This window comes from Planococcus sp. TJ-307 (genome assembly GCF_058268435.1).
Map to the genome: position 1 here is coordinate 88,903 of NZ_JBZDOJ010000005.1, position 16,610 is coordinate 105,512.

Below are 16,610 nucleotides of genomic sequence, written 5' to 3' on the forward strand. Positions count from 1 at the left end.
AGGAATGAGGGGTAACAAATGGGACAAGTAACAACAAAGCAAGTGATGGAAAAGTTTGAACTGGATTTAATCAGTGGAGATGAAGGCATTGGCCGCCACATTCCCATCAGCGATATATCAAGACCTGGTTTGGAAATGGCCGGATATTTTACTCATTACCCGGCGAACCGTGTGCAGCTGCTCGGCAAAACCGAGCTTTCTTTTTTTTCCATGTTATTGCCGGAAGAACGTCTGGATCGCATGATGAAATTATGTACGGATGATACACCGGCCATCATCGTTTCACATGGTGTACCGGTTCCGGAAGAATTGGTGATCGCTTCAAGCAACCGCCATGTTCCGGTTATGACGACTCCAATGTCAACAACTCGTTTTTCCAGTTTGCTGACGAATTTTCTCGAGAGCCAATTGGCCCCAACAACAGCCGTCCATGGCGTGCTGGTTGATATTTATGGTGTAGGCGTTTTGTTAACAGGAAAAAGCGGAGTCGGCAAAAGTGAGACAGCGCTGGAACTTGTCAAAAAAGGCCACCGTCTTGTAGCGGATGACTGTGTGGAGATTCATCAAGAAGGGGAGAACACATTGGTTGGCCATTCTCCTCAACTGATTGAGCATTTGCTTGAAATTCGAGGCGTTGGCATTATCGATATTATGACGTTGTTCGGTGCGAGCGCAATCCGCACTTTCAAGCGGATTTCCTTGGTGATTGACCTGGAGATTTGGGATCAGGAAAAAACATACGATCGTCTTGGACTGGAAGAAGAGAAGATGAAAATTATCGACACGCATTTGACGAAGCTGACAATTCCTGTTCGCCCTGGGCGAAATTTATCTGTCATCATCGAAGTTGCTGCGATGAACTATCGCCTTAAACGAATGGGCATCAACGCGGCTGAAGAGTTTTCAAATCGTCTGAATGATGTCATTGCACAAGATACAAACTAAGCGAATGGGAAGGTGCACCAGATGTTTTCTTTACTTGCTACAATAGATCCAATCGCTTTTTCACTCGGACCGCTTTCGGTTCGGTGGTACGGCGTCATCATCGCTGCCGGCATTGTCATTGCCTTTTTGGTGGGGCAGCGTGAAATGGTTAAACGGGGACTGCATCCTGAATACTTAACAGATTTGCTGATTTGGGCGGTGCCGCTGGCCATTGTCGGCGCCCGCATTTATTATGTCGCATTTGAGTGGGACAGCTACAAGAACAATCTCGGTGAAGTCATTGCCATTTGGAATGGCGGCATCGCGATTCACGGGGCATTGATCGCATCAGTAATTGTTGCGTATGTGTTTACCAAAAAACGCAATACACCATTTTTGAAAGTAGCAGATATTTTGGCGCCCAGCATTTTGATTGGCCAAGCAATTGGCAGATGGGGCAATTTCATCAACCAGGAAGCACATGGCGGAGAAGTGTCACGTACATTCCTTGAGAATTTGTTTATTCCTGATTGGATTATTAATCACATGTACATAGATGGAGCTTACTACCATCCGACCTTTTTATACGAATCTATGTGGAGCCTGGTAGGGATTATCATTCTGCTGCTGCTCCGGAGAGTCAATTTAGTACGCGGCGAAATGTTTTTCTTCTATATGATCTGGTATTCGGTCGGCCGCTTCTTTATCGAAGGCATGCGGACAGACAGCCTCTATGTGGTTGGCGAACTTCGCGCCGCTCAGCTGGTATCGGTTCTTGCAATCATTATTGCCGTAGTATTTATTGTGTACCGCCGGGTGGCAATCAAAAACCCACCGCATTACAAAGACAAATAACGAAGAAAAGAGCGATCAGATGTCGACATTGAAAAATGGATTAAAAGCGGGGCTGAAAACGACTTGGTCACTGGGGAAAATCATTTTTCCCATTACCTTGCTTGTCACGATGCTTCAATACACACCGGTTTTGCCGTTTATCATCGATCTAGTGGCACCGATCATGGGCTTGTTCGGTTTAAGCGGCGATGCTGCAATTCCGCTGGTGCTCGGCAATGCGCTGAATCTCTATGCTGGAATCGCCGGCATTTTGTCACTGGAATTAACCGTCAAGGAAGTTTTTATACTGGCCGTGATGCTGTCCTTTTCACATAATATTTTCATTGAAACCGGTGTAGCGCTGAAAGTGGGCGTCAAGCTTTGGGTAGTGCTGGTGGTGCGTTTTGGTCTTGCGGCACTATCTGGAATTATTATTAATTTATTATGGAAAGGCGGCGGTGAAGTCGCGCAATATGGCTTCGCGCCTGAAGTGGCGGCTGCACCTGAAAGCTGGTTGGGCATTTTGCTGATCGGGCTGGAAAAAGCTTCGTTTGGCGTCCTGCAATTGGCCATGATCGTTATTCCATTAATGCTCATCATCCAAATTTTAAAAGACAAACACTATTTGCAAAAGATATCCAACTGGATGGGGCCGTTGACCCGCTTGCTGGGAGTAGAAAAAAATGCTTCCGTAACCCTTGCTTCCGGTTTGGTTTTTGGACTCGCAATGGGAGCAGGTGTGATGATCCAGGCAGTTCAGGAAGATGGTGTCAGTAAAAGAGATGCCACATTGGTGTTCATTTTCCTTGTCGCCTGCCATGCCATTGTAGAAGATACACTTATTTTTATTCCATTGGGCATTCCAATATGGCCATTGCTGGCGATTCGTGTCATCACCGCTTTGGTATTGACCATCTTTATTTCTTATATGTGGCGTAAAGCGGAAGACAAACAAAAGGAAGTGGTTTCTACGTGACGGTAAAACAGATCAATACGTTATTATTCGATTTTGATGGAACTTTGCTGGATACCAATGAATTAATCATCCAGACTTTTCTGTCCGTTTTGGGCGAACATTATCCAGGACGTTTTGGACGCGAAGATGCGCTGCATTTTATTGGCCCATCGCTGGAGCAGACATTTACCGCGATTGATCCGGAACGGGTGGAAGAGCTGACTGTTCAGTATCGTACCCTTAACCGTGCCATGCACGATGAACTGGTAGAAGAATACGTTGGCGTAGTCGAAACGCTTCGCCTGTTAAAAGCACAAGGCTTGAAAATGGCAATTGTGTCGACAAAGAGAAGCGAAACCATTCGCCACGGACTGGATTTGATGGGCGTCAGCGATGTTTTTGACGTGTTGGTGGGCCTGGATCATGTCAGCAATCCCAAACCCGATCCGGAGCCTTTGCATTTGGCATTAGAACAATTGGGGGCATCACATGATGAAGCCTTGATGATTGGCGACAATTCGCATGATATCGAAGGCGGAAAAAATGCCGGCGTCCGGACAGCTGGTGTTGCTTGGACCGCAAAAGGAGAAGATTTTTTAGCCAGTTTTAATCCGGATTTTATGCTTCAACACATTAGTGATTTGCTGGAACTGACGAAAGTGGAAGCGGAATGAGAAACACTCAACGTCATTTTGTAGAAGGTCCCAATTCGCTTTGGCACATTTATAAAACTGTTCCTTTTTGGAAAGTAGCCAAAAATTTTGCGGTGATTCAAACGGCTCGCTATACCCCATTTTTGCCGATGAAAAATTGGATGTATAAAGTTTTTCTTAAAATGAAAATCGGAGAGCATTCTTCTTTTGCGTTGATGGTTATGCCGGACGTCATGTTTCCGGAGCGAATCACAATCGGTAAAAATTCGGTTATTGGCTATAATACAACGATTCTTGCACACGAATACTTAATAGATGAATACCGGCTCGGCGACGTGGTCATCGGAGACGGCGTCATGATCGGAGCAAACACCACGATTTTGCCCGGCATCACCATCGGAAACGGCGCCATTGTTTCCGCTGCCACGCTCGTCCATAAAGATGTGCCAGCTGGGGCGTTTGTCGGTGGAAATCCGATGAGCATCATCTTTACAGCTGAACAAATGGCAGAGCGCCAAGCAAAATCCTGAAAGCAGTCCTTGCTTTCAGGATTTTTTCGAGTATATCCCTTGACGATGGATGGAAAAATGCGCTAAAATAATATTACTTCACCACATTAGCGAACTAAAGTAAAATAACCAATATTAGGGAGTTTTATAAAATGACGATACAAATGTTCGAAAAACCATTAGGCATGAGAGACGATTTTCCATTCATCGCAAAAAAGAAGGCGGAGCTGCGGGCAAGCGGAACCTCTATTATTCAACAAGCGGGTTACGATTTGCTGCAGACTCCAACTTTGGAATACTACGAAACGATCGGCAAAATCTCGGCAATCGATGATAATGCCTTGTTCAAATTATTGGACAGCCAGGGAGAGACTTTGGTGCTGCGCCCCGATATGACGTCACCCATCGCGCGCATTGCAGCGTCAAAGCTGCTGAAAGAAAAAATGCCGGTACGGCTTGGGTACTATTCAAATGTTTTTCGTGCCCAAAAACGGGAAGGCGGCCGTCCAGCTGAATTTGAGCAGATGGGCGTCGAGCTGATTGGCGACGATTCTTTATACGCTGATGCAGAAGTCATTATTTTGGCATGGAACATCTTAAAAAACCTGGATATCAAATCCAGCCGGTTTGTAATTGGCCATACACAATTGCTGCAGCTGATTCTGAAGGATTTTGGCTTAAACCAAGAGCAAATCGAGAACGTGCACGCCGCTTTTGTTTCGAAAAACAGTGTTGGCTTTGAAAGCTTAGCTCATCAATTGCCGATTGAACCATCACGCCGTGAATCGTTTATTGGATTAATGTCCACGTCTACAGTTGAAGAGTGGCAGCAATGGATCGATCCTCACAATGCCAAACAAAATTCTTTGTTTGAAGACATGAAAAAATTAAAAAAAATACTGGATCGCAGCGGACTGTCGGATGCGGTAACTTACGATTTGTCCTTTAACAGCCATATGACTTATTACACCGGCTTGGTGTTTGAAGTATACGGAGCAGGTAGTGGGTTTCCGCTTGGAAATGGCGGGCGCTATGACGGGCTGATGAAACAATTTGGTTTGCAGGTCGGTGCCACAGGATTTGGCCTGCGCGTTGACCGGTTGTTGGAAATCATTTCTGCTGCACCAGAAGAAGAAGCTCATACACTCATCCTGTTTGATGAGCAAAATGAAGACAATGCATTTGATCGAGCTCAACAGCTTCGCGAGCAAGGAATCCGCGTCACATTGCAATTTGCGCCAGCCGTTTTGGCGGTCGAAAAATTCAGTGGACTGTTCAGTAATGTTTTACGATTGGAAGGTGCCAACTAATGGATGCATTAACGATTGCAATGCCAAAAGGAAGAATATTTGAAGAAGCTTATGAGCTACTGGTTAAGGCCGGCTATGACTTGCCAAAAGAACTGGACGACTCACGCAAGCTGATTGTGGAAGCACCAAATGAAAACATTCGCTTTATCTTGTCCAAGCCAATGGACGTCCCTGCTTATGTTGAACACGGGGTGGCAGATATCGGAATTGCCGGTAAAGATGTTATGCTCGAGCACGAGCGGGATGTCTACGAACTGCTGGATCTTGGCATCAGCCGCTGTTATATTGCGACAGCCGGTATGCCGGATACACCAATGAATGAAGTGACGCCGCGTGTAGCAACGAAATATCCAAAAGTAGCTTCGCAGTATTACAGAGGCAAAGGCGAACAGGTCGAAATTATTGAGTTGAACGGTTCAATTGAATTGGCACCGATGATTGGTTTGGCTGATCGCATTGTGGATATTGTGTCAACTGGAAAAACTTTAAAAGAAAATGGCTTGGTCGAATATGAAAAAATTGTTGATATTACATCGCGCCTAATTGCCAATCCGGTAAGTTACCGTTTGAAGCAGCAGCGCATCACGGAATTGGTGGAAAAACTAAGAAAGCAGGCGAGCTTATGAACGTCACCCGTTTATCTGCCGGAATTTCCATCAGAAGAACAATTGCAGAAGGAACCGGCCAGCAAATTGCGGCAGTTAGGGACATTATCCAGGACGTACGGGATCATGGAGACCAGGCGATGTTCCGCTACACAGAAAAATGGGACGGCGCCAAACTGTCTTCTTTGCGTGTAGCGCAGGAAGAAATTGCACAGGCGGTCGAGCGCTTTGACGGCCAACTGCTGGAAGATTTGACGGAAGCGGCAGCAAATATCCGCCGCTACCACGAAAGCCAGCAACAGCAAGGCTACCGGCAAGACAGCGAAGATGGATCTTATGTGGCTCAACGCGTCACGGCTATCGAATCTGCTGGGCTGTACGTGCCGGGCGGGACCGCAGCTTATCCATCGTCCGTACTGATGAATGTTATTCCAGCTCAAGTGGCAGGCGTCTCACGCATTGTGCTCATCTCGCCTCCAGGCAAAGATGGTGCATTATCAGATGGCGTTTTGGCTTCGGCTCATATTTTGGGCATCACGGAAGTTTATAAATCGGGTGGGGCACAAGCGATTGCGGCGTTGGCCTATGGCACAGAATCTATCGAGCCCGTTGATAAAATTACCGGCCCTGGCAATATTTTTGTGGCTTTAGCAAAACGTGAAGTGAATGGCGACGTTGCCATTGATATGATTGCCGGACCCAGTGAAATTGCCATCATTGCCGATGATTCCGCCTATGCAGACGAAGTGGCAGCGGATTTATTGTCACAAGCGGAACACGATCCAATGGCCAGTGCGGTGTTATTGACGACCAGCCAAAACTTGGCTGACGCTGTTTCTAAAGAAGTAGATCGCCAATTGGCCGCTTTGCCGCGACAAGCCATTGCCAGTCCCGCAATTGCAGACCACAGCATGATTTATTTGGGCGAGACACTGGAAGAGCTGATCGAGGCTGCGAACCAATTGGCTCCGGAACATTTGGAAATTATGACAGAAGACGCGGAAGCAGTGGCAGACAAAATTCGCCACGCGGGAGCCATTTTTATCGGCCGCTATTCGTCTGAACCGATTGGTGATTATTTTGCGGGCACCAATCACGTCTTGCCAACCAACAGTACGGCGCGTTTCTCTAGTGCGTTATCTGTGTATGATTTTGTAAAACGCACGAGCATTGTCCGCTACAGCGAACAGGCTTGGAATAATAACAAAGAAAAAATCGCTCGTCTGGCACGCCTAGAAGGCTTAGAAGGCCATGCGCGTGCAGTCGAATCGCGGTCGTGGGAAAAGGGGAGTAACCAATGAGAACAGCTGAAATCAAACGAAATACCAATGAAACCAAAATAGCAATCAACTTTTCCTTGGATGGAGAAGGCAAGTCAGTAATTGATACCGGTGTTCCGTTCATGGACCACATGCTGGATTTGTTCATCAAGCATGGCTTGTTTGATGGCGACATCCAAGCAGATGGCGATACGCATATTGACGATCACCACACGACTGAAGACATCGGCATCGTGCTCGGCCAGGCAGTCAAAGAGGCGCTTGGCGACAAAAAAGGCATCCGCCGTTACGGCAACGCATTTGTGCCAATGGACGACGCGCTGGCACAAGTAGTCATTGACTGTTCCAACCGTCCGCATCTGGAATTCCGCTGCGAGCTTCCAAATGAAAAAGTTGGAACTTTTGATACTGAGCTGGTCCATGAGTTTCTGTGGAAGTTTGCGCTTGAATCACGCATGAATGTTCATGTCATCGTCCATTACGGGAAAAATACGCATCACATTATTGAAGCGGTGTTCAAGGCATTGGCCCGGGCGCTTGATGAAGCAACAAGCATCGATCCACGGGTTAAAGGAGTGCCATCGACAAAGGGGCTGTTAACATGATCATTGGCATTATCGATTATGGCATGGGCAATTTATTCAGCGTTGAACAGGCGCTAAAAAAACTGGAATGTACGGTGATCATCTCGGACGATCCAGCTGTCTTATTGGAAGCAGAAGCAATTCTTCTTCCGGGCGTCGGTGCTTTCCCGGATGCAATGGAGCTGTTGAACCAAAAAAGCTTATCTGAATTTATCCAATCGCTTCCAGAGAAAAATATTCCGCTTTTAGGCATTTGCCTCGGCATGCAACTATTATACGAAGACAGCTCTGAAGTAAAACCAACTAAAGGGCTGGGTTTGTTGACGGGAGAAATCCGCCGCTTTGAAAAAGGCGCGCACCGCATTCCGCATATGGGCTGGAACCGCCTCGAATTTTCACATGTGCCTTATTGGCTGGACAGTGTATTAAGTGATACACATGTTTATTTTGTCCATTCCTTTTTGGCGGTCAATACAAAAGAGCAAGAAGTGCTAGCTACGGCAAGCTACGGCAATCACGACGTTCCAGGAGTAGTTGGGAACGGACTGATTACGGGCATGCAATTTCATCCGGAAAAATCCGGTGATTTTGGCCATTATTTATTAGAGCAGTGGATTGCAAATGTCAGGAGGAACCTCAATGACTAAGTTTCAGATTTATCCCGCCATTGACTTGCGGGATGGAAAATGTGTGCGCCTATTCCAGGGAGATTACGCCCAGGAAACCATTTATGGTGATTCACCAGTAGATATGGCAAAGAAATTCGTTGAAGCCGGTGCACAGTGGATACATATGGTCGATTTGGATGGTGCTAAAGACGGCGTGCGCATCAATGATCAAGTGGTCATCGAAGCCGCCAAACTAGGTGTTAACGTGCAAGTAGGCGGAGGCATTCGGACACGTGAAGACATCGAGCATTACTTATCGAACGGCGTTGCGCGTGTCATCATCGGCAGCCTGGCAATCCGCAATCCGGAACTGGCAGTATCATTTATCGAGGAGTTCGGCGCTGACCGCATCGTAATCGGCATTGATGCCAAAAACGGCATGGCCGCAACCGAAGGATGGATCGAGACTTCCGGGCAGGCTGCGACCGAAGTGGCAAATTACTTTGCTTCTAAGGGCGCGAAGCATTTCATTTATACAGATATAGCGACAGACGGCACATTAGCCGGACCAAATATCGAAGCGAACAAAGCGTTAGCTGACTCTGAACATGCACAAGTGATCGTCTCAGGCGGCATCGGGTCGCTGGAAGATGTACAGAATGTCAAACAAGCCTCTACCCACAGCAATATTGCGGGTGTTATCATAGGGAAAGCCCTATATGAAAAACGCTTTACCTTGGAGGAGGCCCTGTCATGCTGACAAAACGCATTATTCCGTGTTTGGATGTTAAAGAAGGGCGTGTCGTCAAAGGCGTCAGCTTTGTCTCGCTGCGTGACGCAGGAGATCCTGTAGAACTGGCGCGTTTTTACGACAAGCAAGGAGCGGACGAATTGGTGTTTTTAGACATTTCCGCTTCTCATGAAGGCAAAGAAACCATGGTTGAAGTGGTCAAAATCGTGGCCACGGAACTTTCGATTCCTTTTACAGTGGGCGGCGGAATCCGCAGCCTGGAGGATATGAAACGCATGCTGCGTGCCGGCGCAGATAAAGTTTCCTTGAATACCGCAGCTCTTGACCGGCCAGAGCTGATCAAAGAAGGCGCGGACTTTTTTGGCTCGCAATGCATCGTAGTGGCCATTGACGCCAAGAAAAACAACGATAGCTGGGACGTTTATACACATGGCGGCCGCAACAAGACCGAATGGAATGCCATTGAATGGGCGAAAAAAAGCGTGGAGCTTGGAGCCGGGGAACTGCTGTTGACGAGCATGGACAAAGACGGTTCGAAAGACGGCTTTGATCTCGAGCTGACGCAAGCTGTGCGCGAAGTGGTAGAAGTGCCGGTTATTGCCAGCGGCGGGGCAGGGAACAAAGAGCATTTTAGTGAAGTGTTTAAAACAGTTGATGCTGATGCTGCTTTGGCTGCATCGATTTTTCATTATAAAGAAACCAGTGTAGCTGAAGTAAAAGAATACTTGCGTAAAGAAGGAGTGAATGTCCGATGACAACGATCCAATACGACCAAGACGGGCTGATTCCTGTCATTATCCAAAATGCTGAAACAAAAGAAGTGCTGACGCTAGCTTATGCCAATGAAGAAGCTGTGAAAAAAACTATGGAGACAAACGAAACTTGGTTGTATTCAAGAAGCCGCAGCGAATTGTGGAACAAAGGTGCAACAAGTGGCAACACCCAACAAGTAACCGCTGTGCGCTTGGACTGTGACGGCGATTCCCTGATCTACGAAGTGATTCCAAACGGACCGGCTTGCCATACCGGCAAAGACAGCTGCTTCTTTGAAACCATTCACGGAGAACGCAACGAATCTCCAGGAGACATGTTCGGTCAATTGACCTCCCTGATCAAAACACGTGAAGAGGAAATGCCTGAAGGCGCGTATACCACATACCTGTTCGAAGAAGGCGTAGACAAAATCTGCAAAAAAGTAGGCGAAGAAGCGTCTGAAGTAATCATTGCCGCAAAAAATCGGGATGCCAAAGAACTGGCCATGGAAACAGCCGATTTGTTCTACCACACATTGGTGCTCCTGCAGGAACAAAAAGTGGAGTTTAGCCAAGTGGTAGATGTGTTAAAAGAGCGCCATGCTACAAAAAACGACAAGTAAATAATAAGGAAATATGCTATAATTACAGCACATTTGAGTATAGGAGCGATTTCGATCGTTCCTTTTACTTTTTCGGAGGCATATTTTGGAGAATAAAAAAACAAATTATAAGAACGTGCTGTCTTTTATTCCAACCGGGGAATATTATTACAGAAAAGCGCTGAAAGAACTTCAGCGGGAAAATTATCCAAGAGCCCACAAGTATTTGCGCCGCGCATCAGAACTGAGTCCGAAAGACCCGCTTATTCTGACGCAGTATGGCATTGTCTTGATGGAAATGCATGAGTTTGAACAGGCAATGGACATGCTGCATACAGCACATGAACTGGATTCGAAAGAACCGGACATCCTGTTTTTCCTCGCAGAAGTCCATGCACACATGGGCTTGTTTTGGGATGCACGGAAATACGCCAAAAAATACTTGATTTATGAAACCCAAGGCAAATATTCGGCAGAAGCAATGGAAATTGTCGATTTTGCAGAACAGGAAGACTGGCAGCTTTTTGACGATGATGGGGAAGCGCAAAACAGCGAATACTATTACCGCCAGGAAAAAGCCCGCAAAATGATGGAGCAAGGTGATTTTGCCGGCGCCATCGAAAGGCTCGAAAAGCTGGTTGAAGAAAAGCCGGATTTCTGGGGAGCCTACAACAACCTGGCCTTGGCATACTTTTATATTGGCGAAGCGGAAATGGCGAAAGCGCTGCTTCACGATGTGCTGCGAAAAAATACCGGCAATTTGCATGCACTCTGCAACTTGGCAGTCTTTCATTACTATGAAAAAAATGCAGAATTGGATGACGTCCTGGATCTGCTGAAAAAGATTCAGCCTTATGTCTTTGAGCATCGCTATAAATTGGGTGCGACGTTTGCGTTGGTCGGCAAATACAAAGAAGCCTATCGTTGGCTAAAAAGCCTTCAAAAACGTGGCTTTGATGGAGATCCTGCTTTTTATTTCTGGCTGTCGCACGCTGCGTACCATTCAGGGCATGAAGAAGCGTCCCGTCAAGCTTGGGATCAATTGAAAAAGATGGATCCCGGCAAAGATGGCTATGAGCCATGGAGTGATCATTCGGCAATGCCTCACGCCGATGCGTTGGAACACGACCGGGATTATTTAGTGAAAAAACTGGATCACAAGAAAAAAAGTGAGCGTTTGTTCGGCTTGTTCCTGCTTGGCAAATCAGCGCACAAACAGGAAATTATCTCGCATCCAAATTGGCTGGAATCTGATCAGCCTTCTGTTTTGGAAACCTTTCTGCTGGGGTATGCCCTCGGTCATCCATTTAAAAAAGAAGTTCCAACTGAACAAGCATTTATGAGGGCGATGGAAACGGCAGAACGCCTTTATGTCCGGCATGGCATGGTGACGAAACAGCAAGCCGATGTTTTCCAGCTGTGGTTTCTGCTTGTCGAAAAAGCATTTAGCCGAAATTATCCATTTAAAAATCCGGCTGCTTTAGCTTCAGCAGCAGAGTATATGATTCAATCTGCAAAAAATGAAAAAACGACCAAAAAAGAATTAGCAGACAGCTTTGGCATATCGGTCTCGACTTTAACCAAGTACGTTAAGGAGATGACTGGATATTTGGCAGATCCGGATTCACAGGCATAAAAGTTGAAGCTTTAGCCGGAATCTTATACGATTTAGCTACTGAGAAATAGGAGGTCTATCATTATGACTGAAACAGAAACAATATATGACGTAGTAATTATTGGAGCAGGACCAGCAGGCATGACTGCCGCTGTTTATACATCTCGTGCAAACTTAACAACGCTAATGTTAGAACGCGGCATTCCAGGCGGCCAAATGGCCAATACAGAAGAAATTGAAAACTATCCAGGCTTTGAACACATTTTGGGGCCGGACCTTTCAACAAAAATGTTCGAACATGCGAAAAAGTTTGGTGCTGAATACGCATATGGGGACGTAACCGAAGTTATTGACGGTGAAGAATTCAAAACCATCAAAGCCGGATCTAAAGAATACAAAACACGCGCCATTATCGTTACAACAGGCGCAGAGTACAAAAAAATGGGCATTCCTGGTGAAACAGAACTGGGCGGCCGCGGTGTCAGCTATTGTGCCGTATGTGATGGAGCTTTCTTTAAAAAGAAAGAATTGGTTGTTGTCGGCGGCGGAGACTCTGCAGTTGAAGAAGGGGTTTACCTGACCCGTTTCGCAGACAAAGTCACAATCGTCCATAGACGCGATGAACTCCGTGCACAGAAAATCATTCAGGACCGCGCATTTGCCAATGACAAAATCGACTTTATCTGGAGTAATACAGTCAAGGAAATTCACGATGATGGAAATGGCAAAGTTGGCAGTGTTACACTGGTATCGACAGAAGATGAAAAAGAAACAGAATTCAAAGCAGACGGCGTCTTCATCTACATCGGCATGCTGCCATTAACAAAGCCGTTTACTGATTTGGGCATTTTGAATGACGAAGGCTATATTGTCACCAATGAAAAAATGGAGACGAAAGTACCTGGAATTTATGCCGCGGGCGATGTTCGTGAAAAAACCTTGCGCCAAGTGGTTACAGCGACAGGTGACGGCAGCATCGCAGCACAGGCTGCACAGCATTATATCGAAGAGCTAGTTGAAAAAATAGCAACGAAAGCACAAGCTTAATTGTTTCTTAATCATTTTGTAACGCGCTTGTCATGAATAGGGGCTATAGTAAGAAGAGTAAGTTGACCCCCTTTTTATAAAGAAATTTTGATGGCCGTTTTTCGAGCAACTCGGAAGACGGCCTCTTTTTTGCATTTTTTTGCATGGCACACCAGGATAGATGTATAATGGAGTAAGTTTACAATAGATGCGGAGTGTCGAATGTGCAGCGAATCGCGAATTTATTAGTTATTAAAGATAGACAAGTTTTATTATTAAAGAAACCCCGCCGCGACTGGTATGTTGCTCCCGGCGGAAAAATGGAGTCCGGAGAGTCTATTTACGAAGCGGCTGTTCGGGAATTTCAAGAAGAAACAAATGCCACGCCAATTGGCACACATTTAAAAGGCATCTATACAATGATGATCCAGGAACAGGAAAAAATTGTGGACGAATGGATGCTGTTTACATTTGCAGCAAACAATCTGACTGGAGATCTATTTGAAGAAACAAATGAAGGATTGCTGGAATGGCATCCAGTGGAAGAGCTGGCATTCTTGCCAATGGCAGAAGGCGACCGAACCAATCTTCAGTTTGCAGTGAACCAACAAGGCATTCAATACGGTACTTTTTATTACACACCTGAGTTTCAGCTGATCAAAGAAACCATCCAATCATCAAACGAAGAGGTGAATCATCAGAATGGATAACCGTCAAGAAGAAACAGAATTAATCATCATTACAGGCATGTCAGGCGCAGGGAAAACCGTGGCGATCCAAAGCTTCGAAGATCTTGGGTTTTTCACAATCGACAACTTACCTCCGGCTTTGCTGCCTACTTTTATCAAATTGATGAGAGATTCCGGGAAATCGATGAAGCGGGTAGCGGCAGTTATGGATTTGCGCGGCGGAGACTTTTTTGACAGCCTCGTAGATGCCATTGACCATTTGTCGCAAGAACCGAACGTCTCCATCACCGTTCTGTTTTTGGATGCGGAAAATCAAACCTTGGTGAGCCGGTACAAAGAAACGAGAAGATCCCATCCTTTGTCGCCAGGCGGTTTGGTGCTGGGCGGCATAAAAAAAGAACGCGATATGCTGAGCGATCTTCAAGGCCGGGCAAAATACATTTACAATACGTCCGATATGACACCTCGTCAGTTGAAAGAGCGGATCAACGCTGATTTTACAACCAAGACAAGCAATGTTTTCACGGTCAACGTGATGTCTTTTGGATTTAAGCATGGCATGCCAATCGATGCCGATTTGGTGTTTGATGTGCGCTTTTTGCCGAATCCTTATTACATTCCCGAGTTGAATCCGTTGTCCGGCCTTGATGAGCGAGTATCCAGCTACGTCTTGAAATGGCAGGAAACGCAAACGCTTCTTGAAAAATTAACGGATCTTCTGCAATTTATGATTCCACAGTATAAGAATGAAGGAAAAGCACAGCTCGTCATTGCTTTCGGTTGTACGGGTGGCCAACATCGATCTGTGACACTGGCTGAATATTACGGTAAGCTGCTGGCTGAGAACAATAAAGTCATCGTGACGCACAGGGATGTCAAAATAAGAAAGGAATGAGTGCATGGAACGCAACCAGCACCTGAAACGCATTGTTATTTTGGGCGGAGGTACCGGACTTTCCACACTCTTGCGTGGATTGAAGTTATATCCGTTGGACTTGACTGCAATCGTCACCGTGGCAGACGACGGCGGAAGTTCGGGCCGCTTAAGAAATGATTTGGATATTCCGCCTCCGGGAGATATCCGAAATGTACTAGCTGCATTATCGGATACAGAACCTTTGGTTGCAGAAATGTTCCAATACCGTTTTAAGCAATCCTTGGATCTCGATGGGCATTCCCTTGGGAATTTAATGCTTGCTGCTTTGACAGACATTACAGGGGATTTTTCCCATGCTGTCCGTGAAATGAGCCGGGTACTAAGCGTCAATGGAACCGTATTGCCGGCAGCCAATCAAATTGTCACCCTGAATGCTGAACTGGAAGACGGCACCATCATCAAAGGGGAATCCAAAATTCCAGCCTATCTCCAGCCGATTAAACGGGTGTTTATAGAACCTCATGACGTAAAAACCTTGCCTGCAACAATAGCGGCGATTGAAAGTGCAGACGTTATTGTAGTGGGTCCAGGTTCCTTATATACCAGCATTTTACCTAACCTATTAGTGAAAGATATAAAAAAAGCAGTAGTGGCTGCCAACGCAAAGAAAATTTACATTTGCAACTTAATGACACAGGCAGGCGAAACGTATAAATATACCGCTTCAGACCATGTTCAGGCGATTTACGATCATGTCGGTGAAAATTTTCTCGATGCGATTCTGCTCGATAGAGTCCAAATGCCACCGATTGTAGCCGAACGCTACAAAAAAGAGCTGGCATCCCCGGTTGAATACGATGAAGAGCGATTAAAACAAATGGGTCTTGAAGTGTATAGAAAAGATATCGCCAATATTTTTGGAGAAATTGTCCGGCACGAGCCTTTGAAAGTAGCCGAATGGTTATTTGAATACGCGGGCGGCCGTGCTGGTGAAGATTCGAAGCATCTTTACTTTTAATGCTTTGAAAGGAGGAACGAATTTTGTCTTTTGCATCTGAAACAAAAAAAGAAATGACGCAAATCGAAGTGGATGATTGCTGTGGAAAAGCAGAGCTTTCCGCAATGATACGAATGAACGGCACCTTGTCATTTTCCAATCGGCAATTGAGCCTCGACATCCAAACCGAGAATGCAGCAATCGCCCGGCGTATTTACACGCTGTTGAAACGTTTTTACAAAGCGTATCCGGTGGAATTGCTTGTCCGGAAAAAAATGCGGTTAAAAAAGAACAACATCTACATTTGCCGAATCCGTGAAGGGGCCAAGCATGTACTGGAAGACTTGGAAATTCTGACGGAAGGTTTTCAATTTCAGCACCAGATCGTCCAAAGCCTCATCGAGAAAAACTGCTGCAAACGCTCTTATTTGCGAGGGGCTTTTTTAGCGGGCGGATCTGTCAACAATCCTGAAACCTCATCGTACCATCTAGAAATCTACTCTCTCTACAAAGATCATGCCGACTCTTTGGTCGACTTGATGAATGTTTTCCATTTAAACAGCAAAACTATTGAACGGAAAAAAGGCTTTGTCACTTATCTTAAAGAAGCAGAAAAAATTGCCGACTTCCTGAGCATTACTGGCGCGCATTCGGCTTTATTGAAATTTGAAGATGTCCGAATCATCCGAGACATGCGAAACAGTGTAAACCGTCTCGTCAACTGTGAAACCGCTAACTTGAATAAAACCATTGATGCAGCATTGCGGCAAGTTGAAAATATCCGCTTTATCGATAGTGCAATTGGAATCGACCAATTGCCTGAACGCTTGCGTGAAGTTGCCCGACTTCGGGTAGAGTATCAAGACGTGACGCTTAAAGAGTTGGGTGAAATGGTGTCGGGTGGATCGGTCAGCAAGTCAGGTGTCAATCACCGGCTGCGAAAAATTGATGAAATTGCAGCGTCACTGAGAAAGGGAGAAATGATCGGCCGCTAACTGCTGGCTGTTCTTTCATATATAAGAGAGTTAAGTTTCAGAGG

19 protein-coding genes are annotated in these 16,610 nt (G+C 45.9%); all 19 read left to right on the forward strand.

Features of this window, described 5'->3' with window-relative positions; genetic code table 11:
* Positions 1-18: 18 nt before the first annotated feature.
* The gene (gene hprK, locus AC4EHK_RS16425) at positions 19-945 is read left to right on the forward strand and encodes an HPr(Ser) kinase/phosphatase (RefSeq protein ID WP_490979847.1); all 927 of its coding nucleotides are present in this window, start codon (positions 19-21) and stop codon (positions 943-945) included.
* 21 nt (positions 946-966) lie between these two features.
* Positions 967-1,779 carry a prolipoprotein diacylglyceryl transferase gene (lgt, locus tag AC4EHK_RS16430; RefSeq protein ID WP_490979848.1) on the forward strand — a complete coding sequence of 271 codons (813 nt, stop codon included), beginning with the start codon at positions 967-969 and terminating at the stop codon, positions 1,777-1,779.
* A gap of 19 nt (positions 1,780-1,798) precedes the next feature.
* Positions 1,799-2,734, forward strand: coding sequence for a nucleoside recognition domain-containing protein (locus tag AC4EHK_RS16435; protein ID WP_490979849.1), 936 nt, complete (start codon positions 1,799-1,801; stop codon positions 2,732-2,734).
* The gene (ppaX, locus tag AC4EHK_RS16440; protein WP_490979850.1) at positions 2,731-3,387 is read left to right on the forward strand and encodes a pyrophosphatase PpaX; all 657 of its coding nucleotides are present in this window, start codon (positions 2,731-2,733) and stop codon (positions 3,385-3,387) included. The genes AC4EHK_RS16435 and ppaX overlap by 4 nt, the downstream gene beginning before the upstream one ends.
* Entirely contained in the window at positions 3,384-3,896 is a 513-nt protein-coding gene (locus AC4EHK_RS16445) for an acyltransferase (RefSeq protein ID WP_490979851.1), read from the forward strand. Before ppaX ends, AC4EHK_RS16445 begins: the two co-directional genes overlap by 4 nt.
* A gap of 131 nt (positions 3,897-4,027) precedes the next feature.
* Positions 4,028-5,185 carry an ATP phosphoribosyltransferase regulatory subunit gene (hisZ, locus tag AC4EHK_RS16450; protein ID WP_490979852.1) on the forward strand — a complete coding sequence of 386 codons (1,158 nt, stop codon included), beginning with the start codon at positions 4,028-4,030 and terminating at the stop codon, positions 5,183-5,185.
* On the forward strand, positions 5,185-5,811 hold the full coding sequence (hisG, locus tag AC4EHK_RS16455; protein WP_490979853.1) for an ATP phosphoribosyltransferase: 627 nt from the start codon (positions 5,185-5,187) through the stop codon (positions 5,809-5,811). The genes hisZ and hisG overlap by 1 nt, the downstream gene beginning before the upstream one ends.
* Positions 5,808-7,091 carry a histidinol dehydrogenase gene (hisD, locus tag AC4EHK_RS16460; protein ID WP_490979854.1) on the forward strand — a complete coding sequence of 428 codons (1,284 nt, stop codon included), beginning with the start codon at positions 5,808-5,810 and terminating at the stop codon, positions 7,089-7,091. The genes hisG and hisD overlap by 4 nt, the downstream gene beginning before the upstream one ends.
* Positions 7,088-7,675: an imidazoleglycerol-phosphate dehydratase HisB gene (gene hisB / locus AC4EHK_RS16465; protein WP_490979855.1), complete on the forward strand. Its 588-nt coding sequence runs from the start codon at positions 7,088-7,090 to the stop codon at positions 7,673-7,675. The genes hisD and hisB overlap by 4 nt, the downstream gene beginning before the upstream one ends.
* Entirely contained in the window at positions 7,672-8,301 is a 630-nt protein-coding gene (hisH, locus tag AC4EHK_RS16470) for an imidazole glycerol phosphate synthase subunit HisH (RefSeq protein ID WP_490979856.1), read from the forward strand. The genes hisB and hisH overlap by 4 nt, the downstream gene beginning before the upstream one ends.
* Complete coding sequence (gene hisA, locus AC4EHK_RS16475; RefSeq protein WP_490979857.1) at positions 8,294-9,022, forward strand: 1-(5-phosphoribosyl)-5-[(5-phosphoribosylamino)methylideneamino]imidazole-4-carboxamide isomerase; 729 nt, start codon at positions 8,294-8,296, stop codon at positions 9,020-9,022. The genes hisH and hisA overlap by 8 nt, the downstream gene beginning before the upstream one ends.
* Positions 9,016-9,768 (forward strand): imidazole glycerol phosphate synthase subunit HisF, encoded by a 753-nt coding sequence (gene hisF, locus AC4EHK_RS16480; protein ID WP_490979858.1) that lies wholly within the window; start codon positions 9,016-9,018, stop codon positions 9,766-9,768. Before hisA ends, hisF begins: the two co-directional genes overlap by 7 nt.
* Positions 9,765-10,388 (forward strand): bifunctional phosphoribosyl-AMP cyclohydrolase/phosphoribosyl-ATP diphosphatase HisIE, encoded by a 624-nt coding sequence (gene hisIE, locus AC4EHK_RS16485; RefSeq protein ID WP_490979859.1) that lies wholly within the window; start codon positions 9,765-9,767, stop codon positions 10,386-10,388. Before hisF ends, hisIE begins: the two co-directional genes overlap by 4 nt.
* An 85-nt stretch (positions 10,389-10,473) precedes the next feature.
* Positions 10,474-12,003 (forward strand): tetratricopeptide repeat protein, encoded by a 1,530-nt coding sequence (locus AC4EHK_RS16490; protein ID WP_490979860.1) that lies wholly within the window; start codon positions 10,474-10,476, stop codon positions 12,001-12,003.
* Positions 12,004-12,066: 63 nt separating this feature from the next.
* Complete coding sequence (trxB, locus tag AC4EHK_RS16495; RefSeq protein WP_490979861.1) at positions 12,067-13,029, forward strand: thioredoxin-disulfide reductase; 963 nt, start codon at positions 12,067-12,069, stop codon at positions 13,027-13,029.
* 203 nt (positions 13,030-13,232) lie between these two features.
* Positions 13,233-13,718 carry an NUDIX domain-containing protein gene (locus AC4EHK_RS16500; RefSeq protein ID WP_490979862.1) on the forward strand — a complete coding sequence of 162 codons (486 nt, stop codon included), beginning with the start codon at positions 13,233-13,235 and terminating at the stop codon, positions 13,716-13,718.
* Entirely contained in the window at positions 13,711-14,592 is an 882-nt protein-coding gene (gene rapZ / locus AC4EHK_RS16505) for an RNase adapter RapZ (RefSeq protein WP_490979863.1), read from the forward strand. The genes AC4EHK_RS16500 and rapZ overlap by 8 nt, the downstream gene beginning before the upstream one ends.
* Before the next feature lie 4 nt (positions 14,593-14,596).
* A complete protein-coding gene (locus tag AC4EHK_RS16510; RefSeq protein ID WP_490979864.1) occupies positions 14,597-15,592 on the forward strand; it encodes a gluconeogenesis factor YvcK family protein in 996 nt (331 codons plus the stop codon).
* Between the two features lie 23 nt (positions 15,593-15,615).
* A complete protein-coding gene (whiA, locus tag AC4EHK_RS16515; protein ID WP_490979865.1) occupies positions 15,616-16,566 on the forward strand; it encodes a DNA-binding protein WhiA in 951 nt (316 codons plus the stop codon).
* The last annotated feature ends 44 nt before the right edge of the window (positions 16,567-16,610 follow it).

What these genes read in the sequence shown, in the direction of transcription:
- hprK (WP_490979847.1), top strand. Translation starts at nt 19, where the DNA reads ATGGGACAAGTAACAACAAAGCAAGTGATGGAAAAGTTTGAACTGGAT.
- lgt (WP_490979848.1), top strand. Translation starts at nt 967, where the DNA reads ATGTTTTCTTTACTTGCTACAATAGATCCAATCGCTTTTTCACTCGGA.
- AC4EHK_RS16435 (WP_490979849.1), top strand. Translation starts at nt 1,799, where the DNA reads ATGTCGACATTGAAAAATGGATTAAAAGCGGGGCTGAAAACGACTTGG.
- AC4EHK_RS16445 (WP_490979851.1), top strand. Translation starts at nt 3,384, where the DNA reads ATGAGAAACACTCAACGTCATTTTGTAGAAGGTCCCAATTCGCTTTGG.
- hisZ (WP_490979852.1), top strand. Translation starts at nt 4,028, where the DNA reads ATGACGATACAAATGTTCGAAAAACCATTAGGCATGAGAGACGATTTT.
- hisG (WP_490979853.1), top strand. Translation starts at nt 5,185, where the DNA reads ATGGATGCATTAACGATTGCAATGCCAAAAGGAAGAATATTTGAAGAA.
- hisD (WP_490979854.1), top strand. Translation starts at nt 5,808, where the DNA reads ATGAACGTCACCCGTTTATCTGCCGGAATTTCCATCAGAAGAACAATT.
- hisB (WP_490979855.1), top strand. Translation starts at nt 7,088, where the DNA reads ATGAGAACAGCTGAAATCAAACGAAATACCAATGAAACCAAAATAGCA.
- hisH (WP_490979856.1), top strand. Translation starts at nt 7,672, where the DNA reads ATGATCATTGGCATTATCGATTATGGCATGGGCAATTTATTCAGCGTT.
- hisA (WP_490979857.1), top strand. Translation starts at nt 8,294, where the DNA reads ATGACTAAGTTTCAGATTTATCCCGCCATTGACTTGCGGGATGGAAAA.
- hisF (WP_490979858.1), top strand. Translation starts at nt 9,016, where the DNA reads ATGCTGACAAAACGCATTATTCCGTGTTTGGATGTTAAAGAAGGGCGT.
- hisIE (WP_490979859.1), top strand. Translation starts at nt 9,765, where the DNA reads ATGACAACGATCCAATACGACCAAGACGGGCTGATTCCTGTCATTATC.
- trxB (WP_490979861.1), top strand. Translation starts at nt 12,067, where the DNA reads ATGACTGAAACAGAAACAATATATGACGTAGTAATTATTGGAGCAGGA.
- rapZ (WP_490979863.1), top strand. Translation starts at nt 13,711, where the DNA reads ATGGATAACCGTCAAGAAGAAACAGAATTAATCATCATTACAGGCATG.
- AC4EHK_RS16510 (WP_490979864.1), top strand. Translation starts at nt 14,597, where the DNA reads ATGGAACGCAACCAGCACCTGAAACGCATTGTTATTTTGGGCGGAGGT.